This window comes from Azoarcus olearius, assembly GCF_001682385.1.
GTDB classification, from domain to species: Bacteria; Pseudomonadota; Gammaproteobacteria; order Burkholderiales; family Rhodocyclaceae; genus Azoarcus; species Azoarcus olearius.
The window spans coordinates 2498910-2512752 of the sequence record NZ_CP016210.1; the positions used below are offsets into that span (position 1 = coordinate 2498910).

Genomic DNA, 13843 nt, shown 5'->3' on the forward strand with positions numbered 1-13843 from the left:
ACCGATGCGGACCGCCGATCTGCTCGCCGCCCTGCACCGCCAGCTCGACGCCGGCCACCCCGCGGTGTGGGTGAGCGTGGCGGCGACACGCGGTTCGGTGCCACGCGGGCCGGGCGCGCGGATGCTGGTCGATGAAAACGCGACGAGCGGCACCATCGGCGGCGGCCACCTCGAACTGCGCGCGATCGAACTCGCGCGCGAAATGCTCCGCGACGCCGCCGGCAACCCCGGGCGTGCGCCCGCCGCGCGGCACCAGCGCCTGATCCTTGGCGCCAGCCTCGGCCAATGCTGCGGCGGCATGGTGGACCTGGCGCTCGATCTGGTGCGGCCGGCGCAGGCCGAATGGCTGGCCGCTGCCGGCCAGCTGGAGGCGCAGGGCGAAGACTGGATACGCATCCTCGACCTTCACCACAGCCGCGTAAGCGTGGTGCCGGCGCACGCGCTGCAGAATGCACTGCCCGCCGACCTCGCCAATGCGGTCGCGGCCCTGCTGTGCTCGGCCGACGACAACGCGACGCTCGTGCCGGGCACCGGCGCCCCCCGCTACAGCGTGGAAAGCGTGCGCAGCCCCGCACTCCACATCGCGCTGTTCGGCGCCGGTCACGTCGGCACCGCGCTGATCGAGGTGCTCGGGCGGCTGCCGGTGGCGGTCAGCTGGATCGACCCGCGCGAGGGCGCGTTCCCCGCCCAGGTTCCGCCCAACGTGCGCTGCCTGCAGTACGACGAGCCGGACGACGCGCTAGCAATGCTGCCCGCGGGCACCGCGGCGCTGGTGATGACGCACAGCCACGCGCTCGACCTCGCCCTCGTCCGTGCCTGGCTCGACCGCGGCGACTTCCGCTTCCTCGGGCTGATCGGCTCGCGTACCAAACGCGCCAGCTTCGAGCACCGGCTGCGCGACCGCGGCTACAGCGCCGAGCAGTTGGCGCGCCTGACCTGCCCGGTGGGCGACACCGGCGTGATCGGCAAGGAACCGGAGGTCATCGCCATTGCGATCGCCGCCCAGTTGCTCACGCTCCGCACAAGGTCGACGCCTCCGTCAGCAGGCGTGCCGCCGGTCGCATGCACGACCGGCGCGAACGTCGAGAACTGCGCATGACCGTCGTCCAGCCTTCCACACGGCTGGAACTTGCCGGCATCACCAAGGCCTACCCCGGCGTGATCGCCAATGACGGCATCGACCTCCGCGTCGCAGCGGGCGAAATCCACGCCGTGCTGGGCGAAAACGGCGCCGGCAAATCGACCCTGATGAAGATCATCCACGGCGTGGTCCAGCCGGACGCGGGCGAGATCCGCTGGGAAGGTCAGCCCGTGTCCATCACCAGCCCGGCCACGGCGCGTGCGCTCGGCATCGGCATGGTGTTCCAGCACTTCTCGCTGTTCGAAACGCTGACGGTGGCGCAGAACGTGGCGCTGACAATGCCCGAGCCCATCGGTAGGCGTGCGCTTGCGGCACGGATCGAAGCGGTGGCGCAGCGCTACGGCCTGCCGGTGGACCCACGGCGCCCGGTGCACGCGCTGTCGGTGGGCGAACGCCAGCGCGTCGAGATCGTGCGCTGCCTGCTGCAGACACCGCGCCTGCTGATCCTGGACGAACCGACCTCGGTGCTGACGCCGCAGGCGGTGCAGACGCTGTTCGCCAGCCTGCGTCAGTTGGCGGCCGAGGGTTGCTCGATTCTCTACATCAGCCACAAGCTCGAGGAAATCCGCAGCCTGTGCGACAGCGCGACCGTCCTGCGCGGCGGGCGCGTGGTCGGGCACTGCCGGCCGGCGGAGGAGACGCCCGCGTCGCTGGCGCGCCTGATGATAGGCCGCGAGCTGCCGCGCTGCGCTCATCCGCCGGCAGTGCTGGATGGTCCCGTGCGGTTGCGGCTTGCCGGGCTGTCGCACGCGGCGGTCGAGCCTTTCGGCACCGACCTGCGCGACATCCACCTCGATGTGCGTGGCGGCGAAATCGTCGGCATCGCCGGGGTATCCGGCAACGGCCAGCAGGAACTGCTGCGCGCCATTTCGGGCGAGGAAGCACTCGCCGAGAAGCATCCGGTGCAGATCATGGGCGTGGAAGCCGGGCGCCTCGGCGCGGCAGCGCGGCGCGCGCTCGGCCTGTGCTTCGTGCCCGAAGAGCGGCTGGGGCGCGGCGCGGTGCCGGCGCTCTCGCTGGCTGACAATGCGCTGCTGACCGCGGCGCGCTCGCAGGTCCTGGTGCGGGCCGGCCTGCGCCGCTTCGGCGCCACCCGGGCCTTCGCGCAGCGCTGCATCGAGCACTTCGCGGTCAAGTGCAGCGGTCCGGCGGCGCCGGCGGCCTCGCTGTCGGGCGGCAACCTGCAGAAGTTCATCATCGGCCGCGAGATCCTGCAGGCACCGGCCCTGCTGGTGTGTGCCCAGCCGACCTGGGGCGTGGACGTCGGCGCCGCCGCCTTCATCCGCCAGGCACTGATCGACCTGCGCCGGCAGGGCTGCGCGGTCCTCGTGATTTCGGAAGAGCTGGAAGAACTGTTCGAGATCAGCGACCGCATTGCGGTGATCGCGCAAGGCCGGCTGTCCCCGCTGCGGCTGGTGCGCGACACCTCGATGGAGGAAGTAGGGCTGTGGATGAGCGGCCTGTGGCCGGGCGCCGACCCCGGCCCCGTTGCCGGCGGGGGGCGCCATGCTGCGGCTTGAGGCCCGCGCCACCGCGTCGCCGGCAATGCGCTATGTGTCGCCGCTGATCGCGATCGTGCTGACGCTGGTCACCGGCGCCGCGCTGTTCGCGCTGCTCGGCAAGGACCCGGGCGAGGGTCTGCGGCTCTTTCTGCTGAGCCCGCTGAAGGACCTCTACGGCATCTCGGAACTGCTGTTGAAAGCCACGCCGCTGATGCTGTGCGCGCTTGGGCTGGCGATCGGCTTTCGCGCAAACGTCTGGAACATCGGCGCGGAAGGCCAGTTTCTGCTCGGCGCGGTCGGCGCCAGCGGCGTGGCGCTGTACTTCCAGGACAGCGACAGCGCGCTGGTGCTGCCCGCCATGGTGCTGGCCGGCGCCGCCGCGGGGGCGGGCTGGGCGGCGATTCCCGCCTGGCTGCGCACCCGCTACGAGGCCAGCGAGATCCTCGTCTCGCTGATGCTGGTCTATATCGCCCAACTGTTCGTGTCCTGGCTGGTATTCGGGCCGTGGAAGGACCCGCAGGGCTTCAACTTTCCGCAGAGCGCGATGTTCGGCGACCACGCGCTGCTTCCGCCGCTGATCGAAGGCACGCGCCTGCACGTGGGATTGCTGTTTGCGCTGAGCGCACTCGTGGCGGGCCACGTCCTGATGAACCGCAGCTATCTCGGCTTTCGGCTGCAGGTGGCGGGCGAGGCGCCGGCCGCGGCGCGCTATGCGGGTTTTTCGCGCGCGCGGGCGGTGTGGATCGGCCTGCTCGCCGGCGGCGCCACGGCCGGCCTTGCCGGCATGGGCGAAGTCGCCGGGCCGCTCGGCCAGCTCACCGACAAGGTCGGCTCCGGCTACGGTTTCGCCGCAATCATCGTCGCCTTCGTCGGCCGCCTGCACGCGGTGGGCATCGCCCTCGCCAGTCTGCTGATGGCGCTGCTCTACATCGGTGGCGAGCAGGTGCAGCAGTACATGAACCTGCCGAATTCGATCGCGCTGGTCTTCCAGGGCCTGCTGCTGTTCTTCCTGCTCGGCGCCGACGTGCTGATCCACTACCGCCTGCGGCTCGGGCGCCGGACTGGCTGACGATGGACGGCGCGACCCTGGCCCCGATCCTGTTCGCCACCGTGGTGGCCGGCACACCGCTGGTGCTCGTTGCGCTCGGGCTGCTGGTGAACGAACGTGCCGGCATCCTCAATCTCGGCGCCGAGGGAATGATGGCGGTCGGCGCGGTGGCGGCCTTCGTCGCCACTCATGCAAGCGGCAGCGCCGCGCTCGGCGTGGGCGCCGGCATGCTCGCCGGCGCGGCGCTGGCGCTGCTGTTCGGCCTGCTGGTGATCACGCTGCAGGCCAACCAGGTGGCCTCCGGGCTGGCGTTGGCGATCTTCGGCGTCGGCCTCGCCGCCTTCGCCGGCAAGCCCTACGAGTCGCTGGCGCTGCCGGCGGTGCCGCCGATCCGCATCCCCTTCCTCGCGGACCTTCCGCTGATCGGCGAGGCGTTCTACAACCAGCAGGCGCTGGTCTACCTGTCGTGGGCCTTGTTCTGGTGCATCGTGTGGTTCCTGTACCGCAGCCGCCCCGGTCTGGTGCTGCGCGCGGTGGGTGAGTCGCCCGCGGTCGCGCATGCCATCGGCCATCCGGTGCAGCGCGTGCGCTACCTGGCGGTGGTTTTCGGTGGCGCGATGGCGGGCCTGGGCGGCGCGTTCCTGTCCGTGTTCCACACGCCGATGTGGGTTGAAGGCATGGTCGCGGGGCGCGGCTGGATTGCGCTCGCGCTGGTCGTGTTCGCCAGCTGGCGTCCGCTGCGGGTACTGCTCGGTGCCTATCTGTTCGGCGGCGTCATGGTCACCCAGCTCTTTATCCAGGGCTCCGGCCTGCAGATCGACTTTCCGTCCCAGCTGCTGTCCTCGCTGCCCTACTGGGCGACCATCGTGGTGCTGGTGGCGATCTCCCGCAACCGGGCCACGGCCCGTCTGCATGCCCCGCTCTCGCTCGGCAAACCCTACCGGCCGGAACGCTGACCGCGTTGACACGCTGACCGGCCGACATAGCGGTACAGCCGCAACCAGTCCGATCAAACGGGTGAAAACCTGCTTTGCAGGCCAGTGCTCGCCGCAACCCTGCGCACCCGCCGGCCGAGGCGGTACCCGGACGACGAATCCCGTGACTGAACGCAGACATCTGTCCGCCCCGGCGCGAGATCCATCCGGTCGGGCACACGGCGGCGGCGTCGGTATGAACTTTGCTAGAATTTTTCATACAGCCATACCCCCGCTCGTGCCCGACCTCCATCCATGCTTCGCCCCGCACTTTCACTTGCCACCCGTCCGCATCCGCTCGCCCTTCTGCTCGCCGCGGCCGCGTCCCTGCCCGCGCTCGCCCACGAGGACGGCGCAACCGAGCTGCAGGCGGTCGAGGTGAAGGGCGAGGCGCTGCACGGCACCGGCGCGGCCTACTCCGCCACCCGGCTCGAACACGACGATATCCGCGACCGCCGGGTGGCGCGCCCGCAGGACCTGTTCCGCCTGGTGCCGGGCATGAACCTCACCGGCTACGGGCTGCCCGGCGTGGCGGACCAGGTTGCGCTGCGCGGCTTCGGCAACGGCGGACACGGCGGCGACATCGGCTTCGTCATCGACGGCATTCCGCTCAACGAGGCGATGTCGCACGCCGACGGTTACGCCGACCTCAACGTGATCGTGCCGCTGGAACTCGAGCGCATGACCGTGCTGCGCGGTCCGGTTTCTGCGCTGTACGGCAACTACAACCGCGCCGGCACCGTCACGCTGCAAACGCGCAAGGGTGGCGCCTACCGCGACCTCGACCTCAGCCTCGGCAGCTACGGCACCGTCGACCTGCAGGCGGCGCTCGGTGCCGGGTTCGGCGGCAACCAGCAACTCAACCTGGCCGCCCAGCACTACCGCAGCGACGGTTTTCGCGACCAGTCCGCGGGCGAGCGCAGCACGCTGGCGGGACGCTGGGCAGTCCAGGCCACGTCCGACCTTGAAGTCGCCGTGTCCGCGCGCGCACACGAGGCCAAGGCCGACAACCCCGGCTACCTCACCCGCGCCCAGTTCAAGGACGACCCCTACGGCAAGGACCCGCGCACCCAGAACGACGGCGCTGAAAAAGGCTTCTACACGCTGCGCACCGACCTCAACTACCAGTTGGCGCCCGAACTCAAGCTGCTGAGCTTCGCCTACGCGACCCGGCAGGACTTCACCCGCTGGTTCAGCCGCGGGGGCGCCGCCGCACCCAGCTGGCGCCAGCGCGAGGAAACCTACGAGCGCGACGTGCTCGGCGCGGGGTTCAACCTCAACGGCCACCACCACCTGGGCGCCGCCGGGCAACTGAGCTGGGTCGGCGGCGTCGAGACCTCCTCCGAGACCACCGATTACCTCAAGTACGAGAACACCCGGTTCCGCCGCCGCATCGGCACCGCCGAGTTCGACCGCCGCTTCAAGCTCGACAACCTGGCCGTGTTCGGCGAAGCCGCACTCGATGCGCTCCGGTTGTTCAAACCGTCGATCGGCTTGCGTTGGGACCGTTTTACCGGCGACTGCGACCGGCGCGGCGCCGAGACCAGCGCCCAGCCCTGCGCGCGGATGGACGCGGTGGAGCACTTGAGCCCCAAGCTGGGCGTGCGTTCTCAGGTCGCCGATGGCGTGGAGTTGCGTGCGAGCTGGACCGAGGGCTTCGCGCTCGCCAACGACATGGCGAAGTATTCGCTGGGCGCCCGCCACGTCGATCCCAACGTGTTCCGGCAGACGGAGTTGGGGGCCAACGTCAGGCTGTCTTCGCAACTCGTGCTGGACCTGGCCGCCTATCACCTGCGCTCGTCCGACGAGATCAACTACGACAGCGTCGCCAACGAATACATCAACGCGGGCAGCACGCGTCGCACCGGCGTGGAAGTCTCGGCGCTGTGGGCGCCGGCAGACCGTTTCGACCTGTCGCTGAACTGGGCCAGCGCGCACAGCAAGGTACTGGAGAACCCCAACAGCAGCCTGGAAGGCAAGCGCGTCACCGCGGTGCCGCGCTACACCGCCACGGTGGAAGCGAACTGGCGCCCGGCGCCCGGCTGGCGCGGCACCGTCACCTGGCGCCGGGTCGGCTCGTTCGCGGTAACGCAGGACAACACGCAAACCTACGGCGGCTACAGCGTGTTCGACCTCGGCGCCGCCTACACCTTCCCGGGCGCCGGCGCCTACACGCTGTACGCCACCATCGACAACGTCGCCAACCGCGAATACGCCACCGCCGTTTCCACGGTGGGCTACGCCACCGCCGCTCCGCGCACGCTGCGCGTCGGCGCCCAACTGAGTTTCTGATCCATGCCTTCTCCGTCCTCGCCCGTCCGCCGTTCCGGTCTCGCCGCCCTCGCCGCGCTGCTGTGCGCCGCCCTTGCCGGCCCCGCCGCCGCCCACACCGTCTGGCTGGAGGCCGATTCCGCGCGCGCCGGCGACTACCTCGTGCGCTTCGGCGGTCATGCGGACAAGCTCGAAAGCTATCCCGCCGAAAAGCTCGGCGCGGTCCATGCCTACGACGCCGCCGGCGCGCCGCTCGCAGTGCAGCGCGAAGACGGCGCCGAGGGCGTGCGGGTACGTGCCGCCGGCGCGCCGGTACTGCTCACCGCCAGCTATGACAATGGCTACTGGAGCAAGACCGCGAACGGCAAGAGCATCAACAAGCCGATGAACGAGGTGGCGGGGGCGCGCTCGGCGGTGCATGCGATCAAGTTTCACAAAACCATCGTGCAGTGGGGCGAGCAGGCCACCCGCGCCCTCGGCCAGCCCTTCGAGCTGCGCCCGCTCGCGGCCACGCCGGCCCGCGCCGGTCAGCCGCTGCAGCTGGAGGTGCTGATCGACGGCAAGCCGGCGCCGGGCATCCGGGTGGCGTTCGGCGAAGAAGGCGCCGACGCCATCAGTGACGACAAGGGCATCGCAACCCTCACGCCGCGTGCCGGGATCAACCGCCTGTGGGCCGGGCGCCGGCAGGCAGTAAGCAACGACCCGCGGCTGACCGAGCTGAGCATCGAGTACAGCCTGGTGTTCTCTGCCCGATGAAGCACGCCACCGCCCCCCTGCTCCTCGCCTTCGCGCTGGGCGCGGCCTCCGCGGCCCATGCCCACGGCCTGACACTGACCGCCCAGGGCGAAGGCGCCCAGCTGGTCGGCCGCGTCGCCTATACCGACGACACGCCGGCCGCCGGCATCTATGTGTCGGCCAGCCTCGCGCAGGGCGACGGCACGATGGTGACCGAAGGCAACAGCGATGCCGAGGGCCGTTTCCGTCTCCCCGCGCCGGCAGGCAAACGCCTGCGGGTGGTCGCCGAAGGCGAGGAAGGCCACCGCGTGGAAGTGATCGCCGAACCCCTCGCTCCGGCGCGCGACGAGGCCTCCGTGGCCGCGCTGGGCCTGCTGCGCGAGGACATTGCCCGGCTCGAACACCGCCTGCGGATGCAGGACATCATCGGCGGCATCGGCTACATCGTCGGCCTCGCCGGCATCGCGGCGTGGGTTTCCGCGCGCAGGAGGGGCTGACCATGCATCTGGCAGAAGGCGTGCTCTCCGCGCCCGCACTGCTCGGCAGCGCCGCTGTGGCCGCCATGGGCGTCGGCCTCGGCCTGCGACGCCTGGACGACGCGCGCCTGCCGCTGGCCGCCCTGCTCGGCGCGGCCTTTTTCGTCGCCAGCACCATCCATGTCCCGGTCGGCGTCGGCAGCGTGCACCTCATCCTCAACGGCCTCGCCGGGCTGTTGCTCGGCTGGGCGGCGTTTCCGGTGTTCTTCGTCGCGCTGCTGCTGCAGGCGGCGTTGTTCTCGTTCGGCGGCTTCACGGTGCTGGGCGCCAACCTGCTGATCATGGCGCTGCCGGCGGTCGCCGCCCACTACCTGCTGCGCGGCCTGGTGGCGTCGCGCGCGCCGGGCGGACCGGGCCGGCGCCGCCTGATGCTGGCGGGTGCCGCGTGCGGGCTGGTCGGCATCGGCGGCGCCATCCTCATCGCCAGCCTGCTGCTTGCCCTGGCGGGCGGCCGGGCCTTCGCCGACCTCATCGCGCTGCTGGTGGCGGCGCACCTGCCGGTGCTCGCGGTCGATGCCGTCATCGGTGCGTTCGCGGTCGCGCTGCTGGGCCGGATGATGCCGCGCGCACTGGCGGCGGGGGCGGCATGAACGCGCGCATGGACCGCTACCGCCTCGCCGCCGCGCTGCTTGCGAGCGTGGCGATCTGCCAGCTGAACGCCATCGGCCTGCTGGGTGCCGCCGCGGTGCTCGCGCTATGCGCCTTCGTTGCCGTGTTCGCGCGGCGACCCGCGCTGCGCTCCGCCATGCTGCGCCGGGCGGGTTCGGTCACCGCCTTCGTCGCGATGCTGTGGCTGCTGCTGCCATGGTCGATCGATGCCGCCGGCATCCATCTCGCCGAGGCCGGCGTGGACCTGGCCGCGCGCATCAGCCTGCGCACCGAGGCCGCGGCGCTGGCCTGCATTTCGCTGCTGGCCGGCATGGACGCATTCGCGCTTGCCCGCGCCGCTGCGGGACTGGGGCTACCCGACCGGCTGGCCCGCCTGCTCGCGATGACGGTGCGGCACCTCGCGGTACTCGACGACACCCGGCGGCGCATCGACCTGGCAATGCGGGCGCGCGGCTTCCATCCGCGCGCGGACCTGCGCTCCGCTGCGGTGATTGCCCAGCAGGTCGCCCTCGTGCTGGTGCACGCGGTCCTGCGCGCCGAGCGCGTCGAACTCGCGCTGCGGGCGCGCGGCTTCGCCCCCGCGCGCCCCCTTCCTGCTGCAGCGCCCGCGTGGCGTCATGCGGCAGGCGCCGCCACCGCGTGCTGCCTGCTGTGGTTGATGTTGTGACGCGGGCACGCAGCGGCCCTCGTCACCCCGGCGGCGGGGCAGACCGTTGAGCGGGCCCTTGATCGAAGGGCGCGGCCTGCACCTGGCGCGCGAAGGCCGCACGGTGATCGCCGCCCTGGATCTCGTCCTCGACGCGGGCGAACGGCTCTTCGTGCTCGGCCCCAGCGGCGCGGGCAAGACCACGCTGCTGCACGCGCTGCTCGGCTTCGTCCCGCTGGCTGCGGGCACGCTTGCGGTATTTGGCGAGGCGCGTCGGTGCGAGCGCGACTTCATCCCGCTGCGCGGCCCGCTCGGGCTGTTGTTCCAGGACCCGGACGACCAGCTCTTCGGCCCCACCGTGGCCGAGGACGTCGCCTTCGGCCCGCTCAACCTCGGCCTCGCACCCACCCAGGCCGCGGCGCGCGCGGAGGCCATGCTCGCAGCGCTCCACATCGCCCACCTCGCGGCGCGGCCGGTGCACGCCTTGTCGGGCGGCGAGCAGCGGCTGGCGGCGCTGGCCGGGGTGCTGGCGATGGCCCCGCGCGTGCTGCTGCTCGACGAGCCGACCAACGGCCTGGATGCCGATGCGAGCGCGCGCGTGCTCGCGGCACTGGCGCAAACCGGCCTGCCCATGGTCGTCGCCTCGCACGACCCGGCCTGCATCGAGGCCCTCGCCACGCGCGTGCTCGAACTCCCCGCGCGGCCTTCGGCCTAGCGCCCCGGGCGCGCTATAGTCGGGGCTGTTCCAGCCCGCTGCCGCCCGATGCCCCACGCCCTGCACGCCGTCCGCGGCGAAATCCTGCACTTCCTCGCGGACCCCGCCGACCGCCCCGACGCGCTCGTCCATTTTCCGGACGGGCTGCTGCTGATCGAGCACGGCCACATCGCCGCGCTGGGGCCGGCGCCCGCCATGCTTGCAACGCTGCCGCCCGAGCTGCCGGTCACCGACCATCGCGGCAAGCTCATCCTGCCCGGCTTCGTCGATACCCACGTCCACTACGCCCAGACCGACATCATCGCCAGCCACGGCGAACAGCTGCTCGCGTGGCTGGAGCGCTACACCTTTCCGGCGGAAGCGCGCTTTGCCGATCCGGCGCACGCCGCGGAGGTCGCCGCCTTTTTCTGCGACGAATTGCTGCGCAACGGCACCACCACCGCGCTGGCCTTCGCCACCGTGCATCCCGCCTCGGTGGACGCGCTCTTCAGCGCGGCGCACGCGCGCCGCATGCGGATGATCGCCGGCAAGGTGCTGATGGACCGCAACTGCCCGCCCGCGCTGCGCGACACCGCGCACGGCGGTTACGCCGAGTCGAAGGCGCTGATCGAGCGCTGGCACGGCACCGGCCGCCTCGGTTATGCCGTCACGCCGCGTTTCGCGCCCACCTCGAGCGACGCGCAGATGCGGCTCGCCGGCCAGCTCTATGCCGAGTACCCGGACCTCCACCTGCAGTCGCACGTGGCAGAAAACCGCAGCGAGGTGGCGTGGGCGGCGCAGCTCTACCCCACCGCGCGCAGCTATCTGGACGTATATGAAGGCTTCGGCCAGCTCGGGCCGCGAACGGTGTTCGCGCATTGCATCTGGCTGGACGATGCCGACCGCGCACGCATGGCGGCCACCGGCGCGGCGATCAGCTTCTGCCCGACCTCCAACCTCTTCCTCGGCTCCGGCCTGTTCGACCTCGACCGCGCGCATGCCCAGGGCGTGCGGGTGGGCATCGGCACCGACGTTGGCGGCGGCACCAGCTTCTCGATGCTGCAGACCCTGAGCGAGGCCTACAAGGTGCTGCAGCTCAACGGGCAGCACCTGTCGCCCGAACGCGCCTTCTACCTCGCCACCCTGGGTGGGGCGCGCAGCCTGTACCTGGATCACCGCATCGGCAATTTCGCACCGGGCAAAGAGGCCGATTTCGTTGTGCTCGACCCCGCCGCCACGCCGCTGCTGGCGCGCCGCGCCCTTGCCGGCACGCTGGCAGAACGCCTGTTCGTGCTGATGATGCTCGGCGACGACCGCTGCATTGCCGCCACCCACATTCTCGGAGAGCCGGCATGGACGCGTTGAACGAGCCGCGCATGCAGGTGTGGGTGGATGCCGACGCCTGCCCCGCGGTGATCAAGGACATCCTGTTCCGCGCCGCGCAGCGCACCGGCCTGGCGCTGACGCTGGTGGCCAACCAGGCGCTGCGCATCCCGCCGGCGCCGCACATCCGCATGGTGCAGGTGCCGGGCGGCTTCGACGAGGCGGACAAATACATCGCCGAGCGGGTGGCCGGCGGCGATCTCGTCGTAACCGCCGATATCCCGCTGGCAGCGCAGGTGGTGGAGCGTGGCGCGGTGGCGCTCAGCCCGCGCGGCGAGCGCTATGGCAAGGAGAACATCCGCGAGCTGCTCGACATGCGCAACTTCATGGACACGCTGCGCAGCACCGGCGTCGAAACCGGCGGTCCGGCCGCCTTCGGCCATGCCGACCGGCAGCGCTTCGCCAACCAGCTCGACCGCCTGCTGCGCGCCCGCGCACGCTGATTCTGCGCCGTCCGTCACGGACGAGCGGCAGATGCTGCGCCGCATAGTGCGCAGGGGCCTCCGGCCACGCTAACATCGCGCCCGCAGCCGGCGTCCCTCCCTCCGCCAGACGCGTCTGCCGACGAGAACACGATGATCGAGACGCTTCATTCATGATCCAGGTCTACCGCAAACCGCCGCAGGCCCTGCCTTCGGAAAGCGCATTCTTCCGCTTGCCCGGGGCCTTGCTGATGGTGCTGGACGAGGACTGGATCATCCAGATGATGAGCGAATCCTGGCGCGAGGTGCTCGGCACGCAGGCCGACCTCCGTTGGCGTCGGTTCACCGAGCTGGTGCACGAACTGGACCGCGCCGACGTCGAGCAGCGCCTCGGCCACATCGGCGAAGCGCTCAGCACGGTCCGTTTCTCATGCCGCTGCCGCAAGGCCGACGGGCGCTACGTGGGACTGACCTGGAACGTCAGCCACGATGTGGACCAGCACCTGTTCTATGCCTCCGCGCACGAAACCGCGGTCAACCTCTCCGAGCTGGAAGCGCGGCTGCCCGAGGTCTACATCGACGGTCTCACCGGCCTGCCCAACCGCGGCCTGTTCCTCGACCGCGTCTGCCACACCATGCTGCGCGCGCAGCGCCGCAAGGACTTGCGCTTCGCGGTCATCCACTGCGGCATCGACCGCTTCAGCGTCATCAACCACAGCCTGGGCAACCGGGTCGGCGACCTGCTGCTGATCGAGGTGGCCAACCTGTTGCGCCGCTCCACCCGCCCCACCGACATGGTGGCGCGACTCGGCGGTGACGAATTCGGCATCCTGCTCGAAGACATCCGCGATGCGAGTTCGCCGGTGCGGGTGGTCAAGCGCATCCAGGAAAACTTCGTGCTGCCTTTCCAGCTGCACGAACACGAAGTGTTCGCCAGCATGTCCACCGGCATCACGCTCGGCGGCGAGCAGTACGAAGAGGCCGACCTGATGCTGCGCGACGCCGACATGGCGATGGCCAGTGCGAAGGCCCACGGGGGCGGCGGCTACGTGCTGTTCGACCGCGGCATGCACGAGGAAGCGCTGCGCCGCCTCGACCTCGAACTCGACCTGCGGCGCGCGCTGGAGAAGCACCAGTTCGAGGCCTACTACCAGCCCATCGTGCGCCTGAAGGACAACCGCCTGATGGGTTTCGAGGCGCTCGTGCGCTGGAACCATCCGGATCGCGGCCTGATCTCGCCGGCCGAGTTCATCCCGCTGGCAGAAGACAACGGCCTGATCGTGCACATCGGGCGCTGGATGCTGCAGGAAGCCTGCGCCCAGATGCGGCGCTGGCAGCTCGAATATCCGCGGCGGCCGGCGCTGACCGTCAGCGTCAATCTCTCCGCGCGCCAGCTGCTGCATCCGCAGCTGCTGCCGGAAATCCGCCGTACCCTGCGCGACACCGGGCTTTCCGCGCGCCATCTCAAGCTCGAGATCACCGAGAGCGTGATGATGGAGGACGCCCAGCGCGCGATCGAGCTGCTCGAAGCCCTCAAGCGCACCCGGCTGTCGCTGATGCTGGACGACTTCGGCACCGGCTATTCCTCACTGTCCTACCTGCACCGGCTGCCGATCGACGCGCTGAAGGTGGACCGCTCCTTCGTGATGCACATGCACGAGCGCGCGGACGACCGCAGCTTCGTCGAGACCATCGTCAACCTGGCCCACAAGCTGGGCCGGGCGGTGGTGTGCGAAGGCGTCGAGCTGCCGGAACAGGAAGCCCTGCTGCGCGAGCTGGGCGTCGAATATGGTCAGGGCTACCTCTATTCCCGACCGGTCACCGCCTCGCAGGCCGAGATGCTGATCATCGACGACCAGGAACGCGCGGCGGACTGACCGCC

13 protein-coding genes are annotated in these 13843 nt (G+C 70.6%); all 13 read left to right on the forward strand.

Annotated features, from left to right (window positions below):
• Positions 1 to 4 precede the first annotated feature (4 nt).
• A complete protein-coding gene (gene xdhC, locus dqs_RS11535) occupies positions 5 to 1099 on the forward strand; it encodes a xanthine dehydrogenase accessory protein XdhC (RefSeq protein ID WP_065340553.1) in 1095 nt (364 codons plus the stop codon).
• Positions 1096 to 2661: an ABC transporter ATP-binding protein gene (locus tag dqs_RS11540; protein ID WP_065340554.1), complete on the forward strand. Its 1566-nt coding sequence runs from the start codon at positions 1096 to 1098 to the stop codon at positions 2659 to 2661. The genes xdhC and dqs_RS11540 overlap by 4 nt, the downstream gene beginning before the upstream one ends.
• Positions 2648 to 3712: an ABC transporter permease gene (locus tag dqs_RS11545; RefSeq protein ID WP_065341714.1), complete on the forward strand. Its 1065-nt coding sequence runs from the start codon at positions 2648 to 2650 to the stop codon at positions 3710 to 3712. Before dqs_RS11540 ends, dqs_RS11545 begins: the two co-directional genes overlap by 14 nt.
• Before the next feature lie 2 nt (positions 3713 to 3714).
• Positions 3715 to 4647, forward strand: a complete 933-nt coding sequence (locus tag dqs_RS11550; RefSeq protein WP_011765947.1) for an ABC transporter permease — start codon at positions 3715 to 3717, stop codon at positions 4645 to 4647.
• A 273-nt stretch (positions 4648 to 4920) separates the two neighbouring features.
• Positions 4921 to 6957, forward strand: a complete 2037-nt coding sequence (locus dqs_RS11555) for a TonB-dependent receptor (protein ID WP_065340555.1) — start codon at positions 4921 to 4923, stop codon at positions 6955 to 6957.
• A 3-nt stretch (positions 6958 to 6960) separates the two neighbouring features.
• The gene (locus dqs_RS11560) at positions 6961 to 7692 is read left to right on the forward strand and encodes a DUF4198 domain-containing protein (RefSeq protein WP_065340556.1); all 732 of its coding nucleotides are present in this window, start codon (positions 6961 to 6963) and stop codon (positions 7690 to 7692) included.
• Positions 7689 to 8168, forward strand: a complete 480-nt coding sequence (locus tag dqs_RS11565; protein ID WP_065340557.1) for a carboxypeptidase-like regulatory domain-containing protein — start codon at positions 7689 to 7691, stop codon at positions 8166 to 8168. Before dqs_RS11560 ends, dqs_RS11565 begins: the two co-directional genes overlap by 4 nt.
• Before the next feature lie 2 nt (positions 8169 to 8170).
• Positions 8171 to 8797, forward strand: a complete 627-nt coding sequence (gene cbiM, locus dqs_RS11570; protein ID WP_065341715.1) for a cobalt transporter CbiM — start codon at positions 8171 to 8173, stop codon at positions 8795 to 8797.
• Positions 8794 to 9483: a CbiQ family ECF transporter T component gene (locus dqs_RS11575; RefSeq protein ID WP_011765952.1), complete on the forward strand. Its 690-nt coding sequence runs from the start codon at positions 8794 to 8796 to the stop codon at positions 9481 to 9483. The genes cbiM and dqs_RS11575 overlap by 4 nt, the downstream gene beginning before the upstream one ends.
• Positions 9484 to 9541: 58 nt before the next feature.
• Complete coding sequence (locus dqs_RS11580) at positions 9542 to 10177, forward strand: energy-coupling factor ABC transporter ATP-binding protein (RefSeq protein WP_065340558.1); 636 nt, start codon at positions 9542 to 9544, stop codon at positions 10175 to 10177.
• A 48-nt stretch (positions 10178 to 10225) separates the two neighbouring features.
• Complete coding sequence (gene guaD / locus dqs_RS11585) at positions 10226 to 11521, forward strand: guanine deaminase (RefSeq protein ID WP_065340559.1); 1296 nt, start codon at positions 10226 to 10228, stop codon at positions 11519 to 11521.
• Positions 11522 to 11532: 11 nt separating this feature from the next.
• On the forward strand, positions 11533 to 11982 hold the full coding sequence (locus dqs_RS11590) for a YaiI/YqxD family protein (protein ID WP_041643616.1): 450 nt from the start codon (positions 11533 to 11535) through the stop codon (positions 11980 to 11982).
• 152 nt (positions 11983 to 12134) lie between these two features.
• Positions 12135 to 13838 carry a putative bifunctional diguanylate cyclase/phosphodiesterase gene (locus dqs_RS11595; protein ID WP_065340560.1) on the forward strand — a complete coding sequence of 568 codons (1704 nt, stop codon included), beginning with the start codon at positions 12135 to 12137 and terminating at the stop codon, positions 13836 to 13838.
• Positions 13839 to 13843: the final 5 nt, after the last annotated feature.